This window comes from Bradyrhizobium sp. Crot121 (genome assembly GCF_059512385.1).
Genome location: NZ_JCAMOR010000007.1, coordinates 179,628 through 201,505, shown reverse-complemented (window position 1 = coordinate 201,505; position 21,878 = coordinate 179,628). Strand labels below are relative to the sequence as shown.

At 61.7% G+C, this 21,878-nt stretch carries 13 protein-coding genes and 1 pseudogene; 7 read left to right on the top strand and 7 right to left on the bottom strand.

All coding sequences use genetic code 11. The features are described 5' to 3' along the window. Positions 1-16: 16 nt before the first annotated feature. From AC5ZGW_RS10080 to AC5ZGW_RS10060, 5 genes and pseudogenes are all read left to right on the top strand, one after another. Positions 17-1,198, top strand: a complete 1,182-nt coding sequence (locus AC5ZGW_RS10080; protein WP_130230021.1) for an acyl-CoA dehydrogenase family protein — start codon at positions 17-19, stop codon at positions 1,196-1,198. A gap of 19 nt (positions 1,199-1,217) precedes the next feature. After that, on the top strand, positions 1,218-2,357 hold the full coding sequence (locus AC5ZGW_RS10075) for an acyl-CoA dehydrogenase family protein (protein ID WP_130230023.1): 1,140 nt from the start codon (positions 1,218-1,220) through the stop codon (positions 2,355-2,357). A 17-nt stretch (positions 2,358-2,374) separates the two neighbouring features. Next, complete coding sequence (locus AC5ZGW_RS10070; RefSeq protein WP_130230025.1) at positions 2,375-3,559, top strand: acetyl-CoA C-acyltransferase; 1,185 nt, start codon at positions 2,375-2,377, stop codon at positions 3,557-3,559. Between the two features lie 21 nt (positions 3,560-3,580). Next, positions 3,581-4,589: pseudogene (locus tag AC5ZGW_RS10065) on the top strand (NAD(P)H-dependent flavin oxidoreductase). Positions 4,590-4,714: 125 nt separating this feature from the next. Further along, on the top strand, positions 4,715-5,920 hold the full coding sequence (locus tag AC5ZGW_RS10060; protein ID WP_130230027.1) for an ABC transporter substrate-binding protein: 1,206 nt from the start codon (positions 4,715-4,717) through the stop codon (positions 5,918-5,920). 192 nt (positions 5,921-6,112) lie between these two features. Here AC5ZGW_RS10060 and AC5ZGW_RS10055 read toward each other — a convergent pair whose 3' ends face one another. Next, complete coding sequence (locus AC5ZGW_RS10055; protein WP_130230029.1) at positions 6,113-6,940, bottom strand: enoyl-CoA hydratase-related protein; 828 nt, start codon at positions 6,938-6,940, stop codon at positions 6,113-6,115. A 177-nt stretch (positions 6,941-7,117) separates the two neighbouring features. Here AC5ZGW_RS10055 and AC5ZGW_RS10050 point away from each other — a divergent pair, with 177 nt between their 5' ends. Beyond that, on the top strand, positions 7,118-8,143 hold the full coding sequence (locus AC5ZGW_RS10050; protein ID WP_130230031.1) for an aldo/keto reductase: 1,026 nt from the start codon (positions 7,118-7,120) through the stop codon (positions 8,141-8,143). Positions 8,144-8,273: 130 nt separating this feature from the next. Here the strand turns inward: AC5ZGW_RS10050 and fabF are convergent, their stop codons facing one another. The 5 genes from fabF to AC5ZGW_RS10025 form a co-directional block, all read right to left on the bottom strand. Then, positions 8,274-9,536 (bottom strand): beta-ketoacyl-ACP synthase II, encoded by a 1,263-nt coding sequence (gene fabF / locus AC5ZGW_RS10045; protein ID WP_130230033.1) that lies wholly within the window; start codon positions 9,534-9,536, stop codon positions 8,274-8,276. A 167-nt stretch (positions 9,537-9,703) separates the two neighbouring features. Then, positions 9,704-10,939, bottom strand: a complete 1,236-nt coding sequence (locus AC5ZGW_RS10040; protein ID WP_130230035.1) for a GTP-binding protein — start codon at positions 10,937-10,939, stop codon at positions 9,704-9,706. Positions 10,940-10,945: 6 nt separating this feature from the next. After that, positions 10,946-16,594: a DUF4082 domain-containing protein gene (locus AC5ZGW_RS10035; protein ID WP_496113907.1), complete on the bottom strand. Its 5,649-nt coding sequence runs from the start codon at positions 16,592-16,594 to the stop codon at positions 10,946-10,948. 1,894 nt (positions 16,595-18,488) lie between these two features. Continuing rightward, on the bottom strand, positions 18,489-18,857 hold the full coding sequence (locus AC5ZGW_RS10030) for an H-NS histone family protein (RefSeq protein WP_130225334.1): 369 nt from the start codon (positions 18,855-18,857) through the stop codon (positions 18,489-18,491). A gap of 206 nt (positions 18,858-19,063) precedes the next feature. Further along, the gene (locus tag AC5ZGW_RS10025) at positions 19,064-19,339 is read right to left on the bottom strand and encodes a hypothetical protein (RefSeq protein WP_130225333.1); all 276 of its coding nucleotides are present in this window, start codon (positions 19,337-19,339) and stop codon (positions 19,064-19,066) included. A gap of 262 nt (positions 19,340-19,601) precedes the next feature. Between AC5ZGW_RS10025 and AC5ZGW_RS10020 the strand changes: the two genes are divergently transcribed. Further along, positions 19,602-19,970: an H-NS histone family protein gene (locus AC5ZGW_RS10020; RefSeq protein ID WP_028169206.1), complete on the top strand. Its 369-nt coding sequence runs from the start codon at positions 19,602-19,604 to the stop codon at positions 19,968-19,970. Positions 19,971-20,200: 230 nt separating this feature from the next. On the opposite strand, the gene AC5ZGW_RS10015 is transcribed toward AC5ZGW_RS10020, so the two are convergent. Further along, positions 20,201-21,679, bottom strand: coding sequence for an undecaprenyl-phosphate glucose phosphotransferase (locus AC5ZGW_RS10015; protein WP_130225332.1), 1,479 nt, complete (start codon positions 21,677-21,679; stop codon positions 20,201-20,203). Positions 21,680-21,878 lie beyond the last annotated feature (199 nt).

Here is a 21,878-nt window from a genome sequence, read left to right as displayed (position 1 = left end):
GTAGGAGCGCCGTCCGATGGAGCTGGTGCTTTCTCCTGAAGAAGCCGCATTTCGCGACGAGGTACGAACCTTCATTGCGGAAAACTATCCGGCGGAGATGCGCGTCCCCAATCCGGACACCGACCTCACCAAGGAGCAGATGCTGCTCTGGCACCGCATCCTCTACAAGAAGGGCTGGATCGCGCCGCTTTGGCCCAAAGAATATGGCGGCCCCGGCTGGTCGATCACCAAGCGCTTCATCTTCGAGCAGGAGACCACGCGCGCCGGAACGCTGCCGCCGCTCGCGTTCAGCGTCACCATGGTCGGTCCTGTGATCTACACCTTCGGCAATGAGGCGCAGAAGAAGCGATTCTTGCCGCGCATCCTGTCCGGTGAGGATTGGTGGTGCCAGGGCTATTCGGAGCCGGGCTCGGGCTCCGATCTTGCCTCCGTGCGCACCAAGGCGGTGCGCGACGGCGACCACTATATCGTCAACGGCCATAAGACCTGGACCACGCTCGCTCAGCATGCCGATTGGATCTTCTGCCTGGTACGTACCGACCAGAACGCGAAGCCGCAATCCGGCATCTCGTTCCTTTTGATCGATATGAAGTCGCCGGGCGTCACCGTGCGCCCGATCATCACGATCGACGGCAGCCATGAGGTGAACGACGTTTTTCTAGAAAACGTCCGCGTGCCCATAGCCAATCTGATCGGGGAAGAGAACAAGGGCTGGACCTACGCCAAATTCCTGCTCGGCAATGAGCGCACCAGCATGGCCGGCATCGGCCGCTCGACGCGGTACATCGAGCGGCTCAAGAAGATCGTCAAAGCGGAAATTCCCGAAGACGATCCGGCCCATCTCGAATTCGTCAGGGACATCGCCCGCATCGAGCTCGATGTGCTGGCGCTGGAGGCGACCGAGCTTCGTGTCGTCGCGCAAATGGCGCGCGGCATCGATCCCGGCCCGGCGGCGTCGCTGTTCAAGATCAGGGGCACCGAGATTTTCCAGGCCATCACCGAACTGACGCACCGCGCGATCGGCAATTACGGACTCGCGATCCGCGAGCATCCGGTGAGCGCCAATCATTTCATGCCGGGGCCGGACTACGGACACACCGTATCGGAAAAATATCTCAACTCGCGCAAGCTCTCGATCTACGGCGGCTCGAACGAGATCCAGCGCAACATCATCGCCAAAGCGGTGCTCGGACTATAGGGCGACGGGAGGCATCGGAATGGACATCCAGTTCACGGAAGAGCAGGAGCTGTTGCGATCGAGCGTGCAGCGTCTGTTGCGCGATCAGTACGATTTCGACGCGCGCCGCAAGATCGTCGCGAGCGAGGAGGGCTGGAGCCGCAAGCATTGGTCGTCCTTCGCCGAACTCGGCTTGCTTGCCGCGCCGTTCTCCGAGGAGGTTGGCGGACTCGGCGGCGGGCCGCTGGCCACCATGATCATCATGCAGGAATTTGGCCGACACCTTCTGGTCGAGCCGTTCTTCGAAACCGTCGTTCTTGCCGGCGGCCTGATCGAAGATTTTGGCTCAGCGGCTCAGCAGGCCACGTATCTCCCTGACATCATGTCCGGAGAGAATGTCTGGGCACTGGCCTGGTCGGAAGGCCGCTCGCGTTACGATCTCGCCCATGTTTCCACCACCGCGCGCCGTGAGGGCGGCAGCTACGTGCTCAGCGGTACCAAGGCGGCGGTCGTGGCTGCGCCCTGGGCTGACAGCCTGATCGTCTCCGCCCGCACGTCGGGCGAGCGGGGTGATCGCAACGGCGTCAGTCTGTTCGTTGTCGATCGCCATTCCCCGAACCTTCATCTGCAGGGCTTTAGGACTATCGATGGCCGGCGTGCGGCCGAGGTTGCACTGATGAACGTCTCGGTGCCGGCGAGCCAGATGCTCGGGCGAGAAGGCGAGGGCGTTGCTGCGCTCGAGACCTGCCGTGACAGGGCCATCGGCGCGCTCTGCGCGGAGACCGTCGGCGCGATGGGAGAACTGAATGCGGCGACGCTCGAGTACAGCAAGACGCGAAAGCAGTTTGGCGCGACGCTCGGCTCGTTCCAGGTGCTGCAGCACCGGATGGTCGATATGTTCATTGCGCATCAGGAGGCGCTCTCCCTGATGCAGCATCTCAATCTCAGCCTTGCAGCAAAGGACGCCGGACGCTCGCGGCTTGCGTCCGGCGCCAAGTCGAAGATCGGCTATGCGGCGAAATTCGTCGCCGACCAGGCGGTGCAGCTTCACGGCGGCATGGGCATGACTGACGAGCTCAATGTCGGCCATTACTTCAAGCGGATTTCATCCATCAACATCCAGTTCGGCGACCCCGCCTTTCATGTCCTGCGCTATGCGCAGCTCGACAAGGCCGCGTGAGGAGAAGAGGAAAGCACATGCGAGATGCAGTGATCGTATCGACCGCGCGTACAGGCGTCGGCAAGGCCTATCGCGGCGCGCTCAACAACACGGAAGGGCCGACCATGGCCGGCCATGTGATGGCCGAAGCGGTCCGGCGCGCCGGCATCGAGCCCGGCGAGGTCGAGGACGTGGTGATGGGCTGCGCGATGCAGCAGGGCACCATGGTGATGAACGTTGCGCGCAAGGGCGCGATCCGCGCTGGCTTGCCGGTCACGGTCGCCGGTACCACGATCGACCGGCAATGCGCCTCCGGCCTGCAGGCGATTGCAGTCGCGGCGCGCTCGGTGATGCTGGACGGCGTCGAGGTTGCGATCGGCGGCGGCATCGAGTCGATCAGCCTGGTGCAGAACGAGCACATGAACAGGTTCCACGCTGTCGACGATGAGCTGATGGCGATGAAGCCCGACATGTACATGTCGATGTTGGAGACGGCCGAGGTCGTCGCCGAGCGGTACGGGATAGGGCGCGAGCAGCAGGATGAATATTCGCTCGAGTGCCAGCGCCGCGTCGGCGCCGCCTTGCAGGGCGGCCGCTTCAACGACGAGATCGTGCCGATCACGACCAGGATGGCGGTTGTCGACAAGGATACCAAGGAGGTCTCCTACAAGCAGGTGACGCTGGCCAAGGACGAGGGACCGCGGCCCGAGACCACGGCGGAAGGTCTGGCGAAGATCAAGCCGGTGTTCGAGGGCAAAACGATCAGCGCCGGCAATGCCAGCCAGCTCTCCGACGGCGCCTCCGCCTGCGTGATCATGAGCGACAAGGCCGCCGCGCAGAAGGGACTGAAGCCGCTCGGCATCTTTCGCGGCTTCGTTGCCGCCGGGGTCGAGCCGGATGAGATGGGCGTCGGTCCGGTCGCCGCGATCCCGCGGCTGCTCAAGCGGCACAATTTGAAGATCGACGACATCGATCTCTGGGAGCTCAATGAGGCCTATGCGGTGCAGGTGATCTATTGCCGCGACAAGCTCGGCATCGACCCTGAAAAACTCAACGTCAATGGCGGCTCGATCGCGATTGGCCACCCCTACGGCATGACCGGCGCGCGGCTGACCGGCCATATCCTGATCGAGGGTCGGCGGCGCAAGGCGAAATACGGCGTGGTGACCATGTGCATCGGTGGTGGCATGGGCGCCGCGGGCCTGTTTGAAATCGTCAACTGATCGGGAAAGCGGAGAAACGTTTTGAAGACAGCGATCACTGAATTGTTCGGCATCCAGCATCCGATCATCCAGGGCGGCATGCACTATGTCGGCTTTGCCGAGCTTGCCGCGGCGGTGTCGAACGCCGGCGGTCTTGGCATCATCACCGGGTTGACGCAGAAGACGCCGGAATTGCTCGCCAAGGAAATCGCGCGTTGCCGCGACATGACCAACAAGCCGTTCGGCGTCAATCTGACCTTCCTGCCGAGCTTCACCGCGCCGCCTTATCCGGAATATATTGCCGCGATCCGCGAGGGCGGGGTCAAGATCGTCGAGACTGCGGGCCGCAGCCCCGAGCAGTACATGCCGGCGCTGAAGGCCGCCGGCATCAAGGTGATCCACAAATGCACGTCCGTCCGCCATTCGCTGAAAGCCGAGAAGATCGGCTGCGATGCGGTCAGCGTCGATGGCTTCGAGTGCGGCGGTCACCCCGGTGAGGACGATATCCCGAACATGATCCTGCTGCCGCGCGCGGCGGATGAATTGAAGATTCCGTTCGTGGCTTCCGGCGGCATGGCTGACGGCCGCAGCCTCGTCGCGTCGCTCGCGATGGGCGCCGATGGCATCAACATGGGTACGCGCTTCGTCGCGACCAAGGAGGCGCCGGTGCATGAGAATGTGAAGCGGGCGCTGGTGGAAGCCACCGAGCTCGACACCCGTCTGGTGATGCGCGCTGCGCAACACCGAGCGCGTGTTGAAGAACAAGGGCGTCGACCGCCTGGTCGAGATCGAACGCGAGAAGGGCAGGGGGCTGAAGATCGAGGACATTCTCGATCAGGTCGCGGGCGTCTATCCCAAGGTGATGGTCGACGGCGAAATGGATGCCGGCGCCTGGAGCTGCGGCATGGTGGTCGGATTGATCAATGACATTCCGACCGTGCAGGAACTGATCGACCGCGTCATGACCGAAGCCGAGCAGATCATCCGGCAACGGCTCACCGGCTTCCTTGACGGTGTTGTGGCGAAGGTGCCGGCGCGCGCGGTCGCCTGAGAGCTCTTTGAGGTTCCGAGATGTTGGCTGGTTCGCCCGAGCAGGCGAACCAGGCTGCGGGCGGCTGCCTGCATTTTTCTTAAATGATTGGCCTGCGCGTGACGGGCTTTGGAGGGAGGGTAACCATGAAGGTGAAATTGAGTATGGTGGCGGCGTGCGTTGCGGCATCGCTGCTCGCAATGCCGGCGAATGCGGCCGATGAGCCGGGCGTCAGCGCAAGCGAGATCAAGATCGGCGGGATCTTTCCGTTCAGCGGTCCGGCGTCGTCGATCGGTCTCGTCGGGCGCGGCGTACTCGGCTATGTCCAGATGATCAACGATCGCGGCGGCATCAACGGGCGCAAGATCAACTATATCGCGATGGACGATGCCTACAGTCCGCCGAAGGCGGTCGAGCATGCCCGCAAGCTCGTCGAGAGCGACGAAGTCGCGTTCATCTTCAGCCAGCTCGGCACCCCCGGCAATTCAGCGACGGCGAAATATTTGAAGGCGAAGGGTGTTCCTTCGATTGCGATCGTCAGCGGCTCGAGCAAGTTCACCGATGTCGCCGAGTTTCCGCTGACGACGACGGGGCTCGTCAGCTACCAGACCGAGGGCCGCATCTACGCGAAGTTCCTCGAGCAGACGCTGCCGGGCAAGAAATACGCGATCCTGTTCCAGAACGACGACCTCGGCAAAGACTATGTCGCCGCGTTCAAGTCGATCCTGAAGGGCGATTTCGACAAGCGCGTCGTCACCGCAGCCTATGAAGTGACGGAACCGACCATCGATTCCCAGGTGGTCAATCTCAAGAGCTCCGGTGCGGAAGGCTTCTTCATCGCGGGCACGCCGAAATTCGCAGCGCAAGCGATCCGCAAGGCGTCCGAGATCGGCTGGAAGGCGACCGTGATCCTCAATTTCCCGTCGGGCTCGATCGGAGGTACGTTGAAGCCGGCCGGACTTGAGAATTCGAAGGGCGTCATTGTCGGCACCATCAACAAGGACCCGACCGATGGGCGATGGGACGATGACGAGGGCGTGAAGGCCTATCGCGCGTTCTTCGAGAAGTACCTGCCCGGCGCCGACATCCAGAACACCAGCTATCTCACCGGCTATATGCAGGGCATGATCCTGGAGCAGATCCTGAAGCAGTGCGGCGATGACCTGTCGCGCAAGAACATCATCAAGCAGGCGAAATCGCTGAAAGACTTCGTAGTCCCGACGGCATCTCCTGGCATCAAGGCCAATACGTCAGACAGCAACAATATGGTCTGGACGCAACTGCAGATGCAGCGCTGGAGCGGCACCAATTGGGAGCCGTTCGGCGCGATCCTGGACGCGAATTCGGAGTGATCTCTCGGCTTTTTCCCGCAAGTGGAACGCTTGTCGCCACAAACACCTTCGTCATTCCGGGCCGCCACGAAAGTGGCGAACCCGGAATCCATTTCAGCGACAGCGCTTGCAGTCCGATGGATTCCGGGCTCGCGCTACGCGCGCCCCGGAATGACCAGGGCGGTTCTTTCTCACGCGCGCCCGAGACGATATTTACTGCCCGTGAAACACCGGCCTGCGCTTCTCAACGAATGCGCGTACGGCTTCGTTGTGGTCGGTCGTGCGTGCCGCGCGGACCATATGCTCGGCTTCCAAATCCATCGAGGTCAGAAGGTCCGACGTGAGGGCGTGGTCGAGATTGTCCTTGATGTAACCAAGCGCGATCGGCGGGCCATCGGCGAGCTGCCTTGCCAGCTCCAGTGCGGCCGATCGGAGCTGATCGTCAGGCACGACGCGGTTGACCAGTCCGAACGCTTCGCAGCGCCTGGCGTCGAGACGCTCCGAGAGGAACATCAATTCGCGCGCGCGGGCCGTTCCCGCCAGCCGCGTCAGCAGCCAGGCAACACCGTAGTCGCCGGACAGGCCGATGCGGGCATAGCCGGTCGCCATGATGGCGGACTCGGCCGCGATCCGGATGTCGCAGGCGAGTGCGATCGCAAGGCCTGCACCCGCAGCCGGGCCGGGAAGGGCAGCGACGGTTGGTTTGCGGACCGCCACCAGCACGCCGGTGAGCGTGCGCTGCCTTTCCTGGAGAATGGCGACACGCTCCTCCAGCGTCCGTTCTGGCCGGGCGATGCCGCTGCCCATGCCCTTGACGTCGCCGCCGGCGCAAAAAGCAGTGCCCGCGCCCGTGATCAGGAGGGCGCCAATCTTCGGATCGTCGCCCAGGCTCTTGATCATGCGGCGCAAGGCCGGGGTGAGATTGTCCGACAGCGCGTTGCGCGCCTCGGGGCGGTTCAGCGTCAGGATGGCGACGCGCCCGTCGATATGGCACAGCAATTCGGCGGTGCCGGTTTCAACCTCGGTTCGATCCTCCGGCATGGCCGTGCCCTCCAGTTATATTTCGATCATAATATTATGGTGCGGATCGCGGTGCAATAGAGTGTCAAGTCACTTTCACTCCGCCACGTCATTCCGGATGTGCGCTTGCAGCGGTTCCGGATTTGAATACGATCCTGCGGCGCCCTTGGATGGGCATGCACGATGCGGAGAACACAGATGGAATACCGACGCCTGGGAAAGTCAGGGTTCAGCGTGCCCGCGCTCAGCTTCGGGACCGGCACCTTCGGCGGCGTCGGTCGGCTGGCAGCGTGGGGGAATACCGACGCGACCGAAGCGCGGCGGCTGGTCGACATCTGCCTCGATGCCGGCGTGTCGATGTTCGACACCGCAGATGTCTATTCGATGGGCGAATCCGAACGCGTGCTCGGCCAGGCGATCAAGGGTCGGCGCGACAAGCTGCTGATCTCGACCAAGGCCAGCTTCCGCTTCGGCGAAGGACCGAACGATATCGGTTCCTCCCGTCAGCATCTGCTTGCGGCGGTCGATAGCTCGCTGAGCCGGCTGGGCACTGATTATATCGACCTGTTCCAGTTGCACGGCTTCGATGCGTTCACGCCGCCCGAAGAAGTGCTCGCAACGCTCGATGTGCTCGTGCGTGCCGGCAAGATCCGCTATGTCGGGGTCTCGAACTTCTCCGGCTGGCACCTCATGAAGGCGCTTGCGGTCGCCGACAAATACGGCTTCCCGCGCTACGTCGCCAACCAGACCTATTATTCGCTGATCGGGCGTGACTATGAGTGGGAGTTGATGCCGCTCTGCCTCGACCAGGGCCTCGGCGCGGTGGTGTGGTCGCCGCTCGGTTGGGGCCGGCTCACCGGCAAGATCCGGCGCAACCAGCCGCGTCCTGATGTCAGCCGGTTGCCGCAGACGTCTTCCTTCGGACCGCCGGTGCCGGATGAGCACCTCTATCGCGTCGTGGATGCGATCGACGAGATCGCCAAGGAAACCGGCAAGAGCGTATCGCAGATCGCGCTGAACTGGCTGTTGCAGCGACCGACCGTCGCCACGCTGATCATCGGTGCGCGCAACGAAACGCAACTGCGCGAGAATCTCGGCGCGATCGGATGGTCGTTGACCAAGGAGCAGGTCGCCAAGCTCGACGAAGCCAGCCAGGTGACGCTGCCTTATCCCTATTGGCACCAACGCTCGACCTTCATCGATCGCAATCCGCCGGCGGTCTAAGCATGATCCGGAGAAGTGGAAAACCGGTTTCCCTCGCGACAAACGCGAAGCGTTTGCGCGGAGATCATGCTCAAACAAGATCTAGGACGGGTGAGCGGAGCAATGGCGGGTGCCTCGCTCCGCAACATGATCACGTCCAGCGTCGCAGGATGATGCTGGCGTTGACGCCGCCGAAGCCGAACCCGTTCGAGATCGCGTGGTCCATGGCCATCGGCCTGGCTTCTCTGGCGACGAGGTCAATGCCCGCTGCAGCATCATCAGGGTTTTCCAGATTGAGGGTTGGCGGCGCTACCTGATCGCGCAATGCGAGAACGGTGAAGATCGCCTCTAAGCCGCCGGCCGCGCCGAGCAGATGCCCCGTCGCGGATTTGGTTGCGCTCACCGCGATCTTGCCCTCGCGACCGAATACCGACTTGATGGCTTCGATCTCGGAGTGATCGCCGGCCGGAGTAGAGGTCGAGTGCGCGTTGAGATGCTGCACCTGGCCGGGCTCAAGCCGCGCCTGACGCAGCGCGAGTTCCATCGCGCGGCGAGCGCCGTTGCCGTCCTCGGGGCCTGCGGTGATGTGATGGGCATCCGCGGTCGTGCCATAGCCGATGATTTCGGCAATGGGCCTGGCGCCGCGCTGCAGCGCATGATCGAGTTCCTCGATGACGAGCATGCCGGCGCCTTCGCCCATCACGAAGCCGTCGCGGTCGCGGTCGAACGGACGGGATGCGCGCTCGGGCGTCTCGTTGAAATCGGTCGACAGCGCCCGCGCGGCGGCAAAGCCGCCAAGGCTCACGAGGTCGATGCAGGCTTCCGAGCCGCCGCACAGGGCGACATCGGCCTCTCCCGAGCGGATCAGGCGCGCGGCATCGCCGATCGCCTGCACGCTCGCGGCGCAGGCGGTGACGGGCGCTCCGATCGGGCCCTTGAAGCCATGGCGGATCGAGACGTGGCCCGCCGCAAGATTGGCGAGGAACGACGGCACGGTGAACGGCGACAAGCGGCGAACGCCGCGCTGATCGGTGGTGCGCACGGCTTCGACGATCGCCGGAAATCCGCCGATGCCCGATGCGATGACGGTCGCCGTCCGCTCCATCGCATGGGCATCCGCGGGCGTCCACGCGGCCTGCGCAATCGCCTCGGCCGCCGCGACCAGCGCGAACAGAATGAAACGGTCCATCTTGCGCTGGTCCTTGGGTGGCGCCCCGAGATCGGGATCGAAGCCGCCTTCGGGATCATCGGCCTTGGTCGGCACGATCCCGGCGACGCGCGCCGGCAGCGCGGCCGCCCATGCCGGCAAGGCGCGAAGCCCCGATCGCCCGGCTGACAGCCGCGACCATGCGAGCTCGACGCCGCAACCGAGCGGCGACACCAATCCCATTCCCGTAACAACGATGCGGCGCATCACAACAACACCCTATGCTCTTGACTTTGCGAGAACCGTCCGTTCCCAATCAGAACTTGTGTGCTCGCAAATGGAAAGTCGAGTGGGTGGCGCACAATTTCATGATTGACTTGTTTCGCGTCCTTCGCCGCGACAGCGATGCCTGCGGATCGGCTGTACGCCTCCCGTCAAGGACCCGCGTGCGTCTCATGTTGAGGAGCATTCCAGGGTGGAAAGGGGTCGTCGAGGCTGCGCCAGTCGTCCGGATCGAACCCATTTTCGCAAGGGGTGAGGCAGGAATCGAGCGAGGCGCGGATCTGTGCCTCGTCCATGCCTGAGCCGATGAAGACGAGTTCCTGGCGGCGATCGCCCCAGTCGTCATCCCAATGGCTATTGATCTGCTCCTGAAATTGCTGATGGCTGGGCCATGCCGGCTTCGGAACGGTTGCCCACCAGAAACCCATCGGCTCGCACCGACGCTGGATCCCGGCGACGGATAGAACACCTACCCAATCCGGACGGGTGGCAAGCCAGAAATGGCCTTTGGCGCGAATAACGCCCGGCCAGGGTTGGTCGAGAAAAGATCGGAAGCCGACGGGATCGAACGGGCGCCTAGCTCGGTACACGAAGCTTGATATTCCATACTCCTCGGTCTCCGGCACGTGCGAGTCAGCGTTGTAGAGCTCCTTGTGCCAGAGCGGATGCGTCGCAGCTTTCGCTTCATTGAAGAGACCGGTGCCGAGCAGTGCCTTGGGAGGAATCTTGCCGAAATCGGCTTCGATCTGGCGCGCATCCGGATTAAGTGCAGCGATGATCTTCCGGAGCGAGGCGCGTGTCGTCTCCGCCACTTCCGAGATCTTGTTGATCACCACGACATCGGAAAACTCGATCTGCTCAACCAGGAGGTCGATAAGCGTGCGCTGGTCGTTTCTGTCGCGCATCTCGCCGCGCTCGCGCAGCAGTTGGCGGCTGCCATAGTCGGCGAGCATGCTCGTCGCATCCACGACCGTAACCATCGTGTCGAGCCGGGCGACATCGGAAAGCGAGACGCCGCTCTCATCGCGAAAACAGAACGTTGCCGCGATCGGAAGCGGCTCGGCGATTCCGGTTCCTTCGATCAGCAGATAATCGAAGCGCCGTTGTTCGGCCAGTCGCCTGACCTCCTGCAGCAGGTCGTCGCGGAGCGTGCAGCAGATGCAGCCATTGCTGAGCTCCACGAGGCTCTCCGTCGTGTGCGACAGGTCGGCGCCGCCATTGCGGATCAGACTTGCGTCGATATTCAGTTGACTCATGTCGTTGACGATGACCGCGACCCGCAGACCGTCGCGGTTCATCAAGAGATGATCGAGCAGCGTTGTCTTGCCTGCGCCGAGAAATCCGCTCAGCACGGTCACAGGCAGCAGATCTTTCCCGTTCCTTCCCATGCAACCCTAACCGACCAGTTGGGGCTGGAACACAACATCGGCCCAGTAATTGGCAGAGTTGAACGTATTGGTCGGGAACAGCCCGGTCGTGCTGTTGCCGCCATAGCCATAGACGCCGTTGCCGCCCGCGCTCGCACTCGAGGGCGCCGTCAGCGGCCCGCTGGTGACGGGAGAACTGAAGCCGCCGCCGCTCGCCACATAGGCGCCGGTGGTGTGATAGGATGCGATGTAAGTGGTGTTGGCGTTGATCGAGACGGGCGTCGGAAGCTGAACCGTCTGCCAGCCGCTCGCCGTCGTGTTGGTGAAAGTGGCGGTGGCGAGCCTGGTGCCGGTGGCGCTCCAGAGGTCGACGACATCAGGGCCGGTGTCGCTGGCGCTCCGGTAGAATTTGAGCGCGGTGATCTGGCCGGCGACCGAAGAGGTGAACTTCACGCCAAGTTCAACCTGCTGGCCGTCATTGAAACTGCCGGCCGGCGTGCTGGATGCGCTGAACAGGCTGACCGGCGCAGGCGGGGGCGTGGTGGACACCGCGATATTGAAGGTCTCGCTGGTGGCAGCGCCCGCAAGGTCGGTGGCTGTCACCTTGATGCTGGCGGTGCCGACATTGGCTGATGTCGGCGTGCCGCTGAAGGTGCGTGTGGACGCGTTGAAGCTGAGCCAGGTCGGCAGGGCGGTGCCGTCGGCGGACGTTGCCGCATAGGTCAGGGTATCACCGGTATCGACGTCGGTGAAGGTGTTGGCAGGCAGCACCAGCGAGAACGACGAGCCGACGGTTGCGTTCTGGTTGGCGGTCTGGGTCGCGAGCACCGGTGCGTCATCAGCGCCGTGAATGGTGATGGTGAGCGTGGTGGTCGAGGTGAGGCCGGCGGTGTCACGCATGGTGTAGTTGAAGGCATCCGTCACCGTGTTCGTTGACAGCCGCAAGGCCTGCACGGCGGAATCATTCTCGTTGATGGTATAGGTGAACGTACCGTTGGCATTGAGCACGAGGCTGCCGTGCGCGCCGGCGAGCGCGGTGCCAAGCGTGCCTGCCGTCGCACCAAAGCTGACCGCGGTGACGGTCTTGGTGTCGCCGGCATCGGGGTCGGTATCATTGGTGAGGACGTTGCCGGTGGCGGGCGAGCCGCCCGAACCGTTGGCGATGCCGCCTTTCTCGGTCGCGTCGGCGACGTCGGCGACAGCCGTCGGCGCAGTGTCCGCTGGGCCGCCCGACACGGCGATATTGAAGATCTCGCTGGTGGCAGCGCCCGCAAGGTCGGTGGCTGTCACCTTGATGCTGGCGGTGCCGACATTGGCTGATGTCGGCGTGCCGCTGAAGGTGCGTGTGGACGCGTTGAAGCTGAGCCAGGTCGGCAGGGCGGTGCCGTCGGCGGACGTTGCCGCATAGGTCAGGGTATCACCGGTATCGACGTCGGTGAAGGTGTTGGCAGGCAGCACCAGCGAGAACGACGAGCCGACGGTTGCGTTCTGGTTGGCGGTCTGGGTCGCGAGCACCGGTGCGTCATCAGCGCCGTGAATGGTGATGGTGAGCGTGGTGGTCGAGGTGAGGCCGGCGGTGTCACGCATGGTGTAGTTGAAGGCATCCGTCACCGTGTTCGTTGACAGCCGCAAGGCCTGCACGGCGGAATCATTCTCGTTGATGGTATAGGTGAACGTACCGTTGGCATTGAGCACGAGGCTGCCGTGCGCGCCGGCGAGCGCGGTGCCAAGCGTGCCTGCCGTCGCACCAAAGCTGACCGCGGTGACGGTCTTGGTGTCGCCGGCATCGGGGTCGGTATCGTTGGTGAGGACGTTGCCGGTGGCGGGCGAGCCGCCCGAACCGTTGGCGATGCCGCCTTTCTCGGTTGCGTCGGCTACGTCGGCAACAGCCGTCGGCGCGGTGTTTGGCCCGCCGCCAGATCCGGACGCGATGAATACGACGTCGGCCCAGTAATTGGAGGCGTTCCAGGTGCTGGTGGGGAAAATGCCGGTGGTGTTGGTGCCGCCATAGGAATAGACGCCGTTGCCGCTGGCAATCGCCGTCAGCGGCCCATTGGTGACGGCGCTTGTGAAGAAGTTGTTGGTCGCAACATAGGCGCCGGTGGTGTGATAGGAAGTGACGTACGTCGTATTGGCGGTGAGGTTGACGGGTGTCGGCAGTGCGACCGTTTGCCATCCGCTGGCCGTGGTATTGGTGAAGGTGACTGTTGCCAGATTGACGCCGGTCGCGCTCCAGAGGTCGAGAACGTCAGGACCGGTATCGGTGGCACTGCGGTAGAATTTGAGCGCGGTGATCTGACCAGCCACGGAGGTGGTAAACATCATGCCGACTTCAAGCGCGGCGCCGTCATGGAAACTGCCGCCGGGTGTGCTCGATGCGCTGAACAGGCTCACCGGCGTTTGCCCTGGTGCCAGCACGGTGAGGCTGACATTGGCGGTAGCCGTGCCGCCGCGCCCGTCCGACACCGTGTAGGTGAAGCTCGCGTTGCCGGTATAGCCGGCGTCCGGCGTGAAGGTGATGGTGTTGTTTTGCGGATTGCTCTGCACGTTGAGCGTCACGGTCCCGTGGCTGGCCCCGCTCACCGCGGTGATGGTCAGGGGATCGCCATTGGGATCGCTGTCATTGCTGATCAGGGACGCAGCGGTAAGCGTAATCGCCGTGTTTTGCGTCACGTTCGGCCCGACGTCGTTTGCCGCCACCGGCGGCAGGTTGGTGTTACCCGAGGAGGGGTTGAACATGACGTCAACCCAGAAATTCGTGGCCTGGAACGTGCTCGTCGGGAACAGGCTGGTGCTGCCGTAGGCAAAGACGCCATTGCCGCTGGCGGGCGCGGTCAGCGGTCCATTGACCACGTCCGAGGTGAAGAAGTTATTCGTGTTGGAATAGTGGCCGGTGTTGGTGTGATAGGAGACGGTATAGATTTGTCCAGGCGTCAACGTGATCGGACTGGAGAAGGTCGCGCTCTGCCAGCCGCTCGCGGTTTCGTTTGTGAAGGTGACGGTTGCAAGCTTGACACCGGTGCTTGACCAGAGTTCGCCGGTGTGGGTGCCTGTGTCCTGGCTGCTCTTGTAGAACCGCACGCCGGTTACGGTGCCTGCGACCGAAGCCTGAAACCTCACCCCGAGTTCGACCGCGCTCGCGTCTGTGGTGTTCACGACCGCAGGGGTTGCTGTCGGTGAGAACAGCGAGACGAAATTCGGCGCCGCAACGGTAACGGTGCGACCGGCCGAAGGCGTTTCAAGATTGATGCTGTCGTCGACCGCGCGCGAGAGGATGGTGTAGGTGCCGCCGACCTGCGGCGACCAGGAATAGGTCCAGTTCTCGTCGCCGGTGGCCGGATGCCAGGTCGCGCCGTTGTCGGTCGAGACTTCGACGCCGGCGATCACGCCGCCCCCGAGATCGGCGGCCGTGCCGGAAATCGTGACGGTGGCTCCTGCAGTAATGGATCCGAGCGGGTTGATCGTGGAGGTCGGCGGGGTGTGGTCCGTCGAGGCGGTGGCAGCGACGAGGCCCGATTGAAGCGTCCCCGGCTGAATGCCCATGTCGGCGAACGTGTTGACCATTGCCTGTTGCGCACGCGGGTCGGTCGGCGTCGCCTGCAGGTCGTGATTGTCGCTCAAGGCCCAGGGCCAAAAGACGGTCCCGGCACCGAAGACCAACGCGCCGCTCGCAGCGCGATAGAGCGTGAGGCTGTGCGTCGAGATGCCAGGGCCGGTCGTGTTGCCGTAATCGAGCAGATAGGTGCTCACCGGAACGGTCGTCGAGGAGAGCCGCACCAGGCCCGCCGGATCAAACCCATTGTCGACCGCGTCGTCCCACTCGTAGCCGAGATAATTCTGGACCAGCGACGCGGTCTGACCAGGTTGCAGATTTGCAATACTGGTGTTGCGCCAGAAGCGCAAATTGGCGTCGTCGTACGGGATATCGATCGACTCGAGCTTGGTGCCGACGTCATCGACGTCGAAGAGCTGTCCGGTGAGCGAGTTCTCCGGATTGCCGCCGCCGATCGCCGGCGGGCTGAAACGCGGGTCGCGGAAAGTGCCGGTCCATTGGTTGGTGGGATCGATCAGGCCGTTCGCCCATGTCTCCTTGTAGGAAATCAGCGTGCGATAAGCGGTCGCGTCGCTGCTGATGCTATTGCCCCAGCGGGTGCGCCAATAAACTTCGTTGCCGCTCCAGAACTCCAGGTTGACGCCGGCATCGCGCGCGGCCTCGACATTGGTACGCTGCTGACCTGACCAGTACTCGTCGTGGCCGGCATCGACATAGGCTTTATGATTGAGCAGCAGGCTGCCGTAACGGTCGACGTCAACTCCCGCCATGTAGGAGACGTCGTATCCGTTCTGCTCCAGCCAGTAGATCCCCGCATATTCGGCGCCGAACAGATAGTCCTGGGGCCCGGCATACAACCCCACGCCGCCCCGTGTGTCGATGGGACGATTATAGCTTACCGCATAGGCACGGCCGGCGCCTTGGCCCGTCGCGGGCCCGTTGCCGCCGTAGAAATTGGCTCCGCCCCATCCATTGTAGGCCTGCCAGGTCTCGTCAGAGGTTTGGAATACGACGTCGCTGTGGCTGCTGTCGTCCCGCACGATGAAGGGGATTTGGTTCTCGCCAGACGTTCCATCCAGCCGCGTGAGCTTTGCAATGTAGACGCCTGACACGGCGTCCGCCGGGACGTCCCAACTCGCCGAAACGGACCAGTTGCCCGCATCGACCAGTCCCGTCGTGTTGTCCCGCAACGGCGCCGGCTGATTCTGCAAGCCGGTATGATCTATCGTCCCGACCTTTCGGGCGCCCATGCCTCCGTAATATCCGAGGCGGTAGATATCGATCCTGTAGTGCGTCGAATTGGTATTGATCTTGAAGCTGACCGTCGAACCGTGATTGACGCTGATGTCCGTGGCGAAGCCCTCGATGTTCGAGTCGCCCGCACCGTCGATGCCCCACTCGCTCTCGGGATTTCCCTGTTTCTGGTTTTCGAGGACGATCGGGTTGGTTGATGTCGCCGCAGCCGTTGCGGTTGTTGTCGCGGCAGCGGTGCTCGTAGTAGCCGCAGTGGTCGCCGGCACTGCGGCTGCTCGGAGGCCGGGTGATGCCGCCGGCGCAGCTTGTGGCTTGGCGGTTGTGACCGACCCGGCCAGAATCCCGATTTGGACAGCTGTGGTGCCCGTGCCGGTCTCTCCGCCGCCAGGCAATTGCGTGTTCCAGTTCGCTACCGGTGCCACATCCTGTGTTGACATGGCCGCGCTTGTGGAACTGCCGATAAGCCCGGCCTTGTTGGTCGGCACGAAATCAGCTCCGGACCCACCGCTATGCACCGACTGGCCGTTCAACTGTGTCTGCGCCCCATTGGTGTTGCCCTGGCTCATCGCCTGGGTTGGGCAATTGATGTAGCCGCACGAACCGCAGCAAAGCGGTGCACTGGCCGGGGTGGCCACCGCGGAGGTCGTGGCGAGCATGGATCCGGTGATAGCTGCAGCAACGGCGGGCGAAGGGGTGCCGCCGAGGATCACGACGGGATTTGACGTTGCGGCTTCAGTCGTCGCGGAGACAGGGGTGGGGCTTGCTGCCGCCGACGCCAGTCCGGCTTTCGCCGCTTCAAAGGACAGCGGCGCTATGAGCGCATTGGTGTTCCCCGATGTTTCCCGTGACCGCAGTGCTGCCAAGGACAAGAACGAGTTTTCGTCTCCTGCAATGGAGGCTTCGGTTTCCGCCTTCTTCCCGCGCGGGAGAACGCGTTGCCAATTCTGCAATCCGAGAGCCGCACGGCTCCAACCAGAAGCTTCCTGAAAATCCTTCGTCATAATTGGGTCCTCGCGAGAGAGGGGGGATAAGCCTGAAAAAACCGATCGAGGGGGCAGCCGTCGGGACCGGAAAGGTCTCGGAGCGGCGGCTGCAATGTCAGGGGGGCGAGCGCCATCGCGGTACTGGGCGGCCGTGCCGATGGGGATCGTGGGACCGCAACACGGCGCGTGGCGGTTCGAGAGCTCATGCTTCTCGACGCAGCAGCCGACCGTGACGGCAAGCTCATCCTTGCAATGGATGCCGCGACCATGGCACCTTCCCGCTAGCCCCAACGCGATGGGTCGGCTACAAATTAAATGAGGTATTTAATATTATTTTACCTCTTAGTCGAGCAATAAATTTTGCTGCTAAAAATCAGAATTAAACCAACGGGCATAATGAGGTACTATCAACCTGAACGCGTGCGCAAAGTACACAAATGCGTTATCCGCTCCTATTTTTCAGTCTGAATTCAATTCAAGAAGGTCTCGCATCATCAAGAATGCGTGGGTAGGGGTTCGATCCAAATTAAATGCATAATAATAAATTGGACGTCAAAAAATAAATAATATAATGATCCGGACTTGGGCTTTGAGCCTTCGGGGATGCGCTACGCGCACGCGCGGCTTCCCAGCCAAGTTCTGCTTATTGAATTTTGCTGATCCGATTTCAGAAGAGATTTAGGACCGGGAGCCACTGATGGACCGTCATGCCGAGTTCAAGCTAGTTTGCGACAATTGCAACTCACTGAGCATTCGGATCGACCTTGCGGAGGGGGCTCCGTCCTCGACCCCGATCCGATGCGGTCACTGCGATGCGCCCCGGGGCACGTTGGGTAACCTTCGACGCCTTGCCAGCAAGCGTGATTCGCTCAAGTTCGACCTGGACGAGGCGTTCTTTCCTGCGACACGTAGCCCTGACGCGCTTGAAGGCGGTGACCTGCGATAGCGGCCGGAGGCGCGTTCCCTCATCGCTGCCGCTTGTAGGGCTTTCCCGCCGACCATCATAGGGCGTTCGGCTCTCCCGCGTAGAGTTGGCTGAGCGTTCCCCCATCGCAACACTCGGGCGGCGAATTCAGCGCTTTCATGCGGTGTGCATGCAGCCGGCGACGAACAGTCCACTGTTCTCGGAATGGTCGCGCCGCCGGATAGACTGGCAGGAGCGCACTGCAGCATCGGGCCATCCTTTTATCCGGGAGCGAGAGTCCACCATTGCAAGCCAGCCACACAGAGATTTCGCTCGCATATGCGGGAAGTGTTTAGTTCGATTTGAGAAAAGAGGTAAGGGCGCTTCGCGTCGCACCCGATTTAAGTTGCTTCGTTTTGTGGCTCGATTAAACTATTTAAATGAACGCGAGTCAGTCTTTCGTCCGGCCGTCGAATTTTTGACCGGCGAGCTGCCAGACATACGATGAATTTTCATGTGTAAAATTGTCGCAGGCGAGATGAACCATCATCGATGATCGCCGACTAACGAAAGTGACTATTGCCGACCACCGGTCATTTGTTTGGGTGAGGGGGTCAATAATGAGAAATATTTACAAGTCGAGTGATTGCGTCCTTTGGGATTCCCTTAACGCGATCAAGCAAGCGCAAATTCAGCTTCATCTTTTAAATGGCGAGGGAGCCAACCCAACCGTCATTGCCTCCCGAATTCAACTCTGCGACGTTCTTCTGGGGGAGATTTCGGGCATCCGTACCAGTCTCGCCAGGCACCTCGAGTACACGCGCGGCGCGGCGCCTGTTCAGTTGCACAGCTAAGATATCTCGGCGAACGACGCGCTCAGGAGCGGTGAGCGTTGTCGTCCGTCGCCTTGTCGCTGTCCTCGATCCTGAACTCCTCCAGCTTGCGCCCGGACTGCAGCGCGGCGACGAGCCATCGGGGTTGTTTGCCGCGACCGGACCAGGTTTCGGTTGGCTCCATCGGGTTGCAGTATTTCGGCGGCACCCGTGGATATCTGCGGCGCGGCCGTTCGGCGCCCGGCTCGGAACCTGCACTATCCTGCATCGGCTCGGGCGGATTGAGTTGAGCCAAGCGTTTCTCCAGTTCGAGCTTCTCGGCCGTGATTCTCTCCGACAAAATCTTCGTAATCTCTTCGTGGAGAAGCCAAAGCTCGTCGAAAGTCATCGTCTCTAAATCGGATTTGCGCATCGTGCTCTCGCGACCAATTTGAGCCTGAGCGGGGGCAATTTCTCTACAAAACACACTCTCTGCTCAGGCGATAAAAAGCGCTGAGCGCCGACGTGAATGGAAGACATTATATGTGACATAAATATTATATCCAATGATTTATTTAATGCTTGATAATTCGTTTTTTATTGGCAAGCTATAGCGGAATTTCAGGCGATCTGCGGAGTTTAAATAGATAAATAATTGTGCGCGGAAATGTGGTTTAAGTTGGTATTGTAAGGGTTTGAGAAATGGACCGTATTGAGCTTCCCCTCTGCCATCTTCATGAGACCGTCAGTCGCTTTGTCGTCCCTTCCGCTGCCCTGCGGGATATTCGCGCCTTGCAGGCCCAGATCGAGCTTCGACGTCTCGCCCTGAGGGATATCGAGGTAATTCGCTGCCGGTTGCGGCCGCTCATGCGCCGGAGAAGCAAGCGGGTTATCCCGAGCCTGCGGAAGAGGCATGGGAGGCGATTACGTCAGGCGCCGGCGTTCCGCGCCAGGGGTCTGCGCGAGTCCTGCGCCGTGTAGCCCCTCAAACTCGGTAACATATCTTATTGCGGGTTACCTTCGGCTGTTGCAGCTTCTGGAATAGGCTGTGGGTACATAAATGTATGCATGGCTGGTTTATCCAGAACTTGCATTGGAACTTTTTGGTATTCCCCTTGATTAATAATGAACGAGGCAATATGACAGCCGATTATTAAGGCGGAACCGCGGGACGACCATGTCGGCGAAAGAAATCGAACTCAAGTCCATGTCTTTAGATGATCTCTGGTCACTTCATGAAGAGATCAGCGGGATATTGTCGGCCCGGATCGAAGCGGAAAAGCGCGAACTTGAGAAGCGGCTGGCGGTTCTTAGCCGGGGTGTGGGTGGCGCGCGCGAGTCGGATGATGCGCGAACGCTCCAGGGCGGGAAGCCGCGGCGGAAGTATCCGAGAGTGCTGCCGAAATACCGTAATCCGAAGACCTCCGAGACTTGGTCGGGCCGTGGCAAGCTGCCTCGGTGGCTTGTCGCCGCGATGAAATCAGGAAAGAAAATCGAAGAGTTTCGGATCAGCGAGAGCGGTTCGAAGGGCCGGCAGCGCGCCTGATCCTCGACGAAGTCCGGGATCGCAAATCCTCCTACCTGGTCGCCGAACGACAGCCTGGAGGAGGCATGCCATCCGGGTTTAGCCGTTTTGCGTCCGTTCATTTGTGCTCCCATTGCCGAAAGCGGCGTCGATCCGATCCTTGGAGCGTTTCCGGGCGACGTGGATACCTGTTTGGCGTGAAGGAAACGCGCCAACAGCGTCGGTTCTGATGCAATCAGGACCGAATACGGTCAAAAGGCGTTGCGCGCGCGCAATACTTCCATTGGGGTCCGGAGCAGAATTGCGAGATCCAGTCGTAGACTCCAGTTGTCGATGTACCACAGGTCGAATTCGACCCGTTGCTCGATCAGGGTCCTTGTGGGCGTCGGGCCGCGGCAACCATGGATCTGAGCCCAGCCGGTGAGCCCGGGCTTGACCCGCCGGCGGAACGCGTAGTGTTGGACCGCCTCGTCGAATTGACTGTCGTGCGCCATCGCATGCGGTCGCGGTCCGATCAGGGACATGCTCCCTTCCAGGACATTTAGGAGCTGCGGCAGCTCGTCTATGCTGGTCCTGCGCAGCCATTTGCCAAGCCGGGTCACGCGGCTGTCGGCGGGCCCGGCTTGGGTGATCGAGGGTCCATTCTCCAGCACACGCATGGTCCGAAACTTGTAGATCGCAAAGCTCCGGCCGTTGAAGCCGCAGCGTTGCTGCCTGAAAAGGACGGGGCCCGGCGAGTCAAGCTTGATGATGATGGCAACGAGCGCCAGCAGCGGCGCCAACATGATCAGGCAAATTCCAGCGCCGATCAGATCAATGCTTCGCTTGGCAGCGCATTCAATCGGGGTGAGAGGCCCGCGCTGCACCTCGACGCCTATGGTGCTGCCGAGATCCCGGGTCGGTCGCGCGAACATCTCCGATGCAGCCCCGACCGGAACGAAGACGACCGGAAACGGCAGGACTCTCAGCTCGGCCACGAACTCGCGCAACTCGCACCATCGGTTCGGATCCGCTTCCACAATGATCTGCTCGATGTCGAAGCCGCGTGCATGCCGGACGACAAGGCCGCTAAGCCGCCTGCGGTAGCTTGAACTAGCGCCGGGCCGAGGCAGGCTGAAATGTCCAGCCAAGCGAAATCCCAATGCCGTGAGCGCCTCCGCCAGCCCGGTGTCCTGCGATCGCGCCTGGTCCGTGATCAACACCACATTGCCGCCGGAAAACTTCCGGTCGTTGAGGCCCTTCGAGAGCAGGGCTCTCATGACGACCCGATGTCCGATCAGCATCGCTAAGCCGACGACGGCAAATGCGACGCCGGCGCCGCGGGAGAGTTCGGCGCCGATGTTGAAGACGCCGACTGCTGCGCTGAGCAGAACGAACACGAACATCCAGGAGAGGCAAACGGCGTGGACTTGACGGCGAAACGCGAGCAGCTCAGGTGGTCTGTACATGCCTCGCATCTTCAGCAGGGAAACGCAGAGCGCCGAGACGACGATTGCGGAGCCTACGGCCTTGCTGACATCTGCTGCGGTCGAGCCGGAATACAGCCGGTAAAGCAGTGTGGAAAGAATGCCGGCGATCAGGATGATCGCGACGTCGCTGCAGGTCGCGAACAACTCAATGGAGCGATAGCGGATCGGCCATTTTCGTTCTGACTTCAGCGGTGGACTGAAGCTACGAGCGGCAAACTCGCCGTCGACGTCCGCTGCAATGTTGCGGCTTATGAAATTCATGGCTTGCTGAAATGATCAGGGGTGGCCCGTCTTAACCACTATTTAATGTATAATAACATATTAAATTGGGCAAGAATTAATTACGGTATTAAATGAATTTAAATGGATGGTCCTTCCCCAAGGTGCGCCCCGTTCGCGCGTCGCCGCAGCGGCTCCTGTATCTATCGCACGTCTGCATCCGGATGCATCGGACGACAAG

Bases quoted from the DNA above. Each gene is read 5' to 3' on its own strand.
- AC5ZGW_RS10015 (WP_130225332.1), bottom strand. From the start codon at position 21,679: ATGAATTTCATAAGCCGCAACATTGCAGCGGACGTCGACGGCGAGTTT.
- AC5ZGW_RS10040 (WP_130230035.1), bottom strand. From the start codon at position 10,939: ATGGGAAGGAACGGGAAAGATCTGCTGCCTGTGACCGTGCTGAGCGGA.
- AC5ZGW_RS10060 (WP_130230027.1), top strand. From the start codon at position 4,715: ATGAAGGTGAAATTGAGTATGGTGGCGGCGTGCGTTGCGGCATCGCTG.
- AC5ZGW_RS10050 (WP_130230031.1), top strand. From the start codon at position 7,118: ATGGAATACCGACGCCTGGGAAAGTCAGGGTTCAGCGTGCCCGCGCTC.
- AC5ZGW_RS10055 (WP_130230029.1), bottom strand. From the start codon at position 6,940: ATGCCGGAGGATCGAACCGAGGTTGAAACCGGCACCGCCGAATTGCTG.
- fabF (WP_130230033.1), bottom strand. From the start codon at position 9,536: ATGCGCCGCATCGTTGTTACGGGAATGGGATTGGTGTCGCCGCTCGGT.
- AC5ZGW_RS10025 (WP_130225333.1), bottom strand. From the start codon at position 19,339: ATGCCTCTTCCGCAGGCTCGGGATAACCCGCTTGCTTCTCCGGCGCAT.
- AC5ZGW_RS10070 (WP_130230025.1), top strand. From the start codon at position 2,375: ATGCGAGATGCAGTGATCGTATCGACCGCGCGTACAGGCGTCGGCAAG.
- AC5ZGW_RS10020 (WP_028169206.1), top strand. From the start codon at position 19,602: ATGTCGGCGAAAGAAATCGAACTCAAGTCCATGTCTTTAGATGATCTC.
- AC5ZGW_RS10075 (WP_130230023.1), top strand. From the start codon at position 1,218: ATGGACATCCAGTTCACGGAAGAGCAGGAGCTGTTGCGATCGAGCGTG.
- AC5ZGW_RS10030 (WP_130225334.1), bottom strand. From the start codon at position 18,857: ATGCGCAAATCCGATTTAGAGACGATGACTTTCGACGAGCTTTGGCTT.
- AC5ZGW_RS10080 (WP_130230021.1), top strand. From the start codon at position 17: ATGGAGCTGGTGCTTTCTCCTGAAGAAGCCGCATTTCGCGACGAGGTA.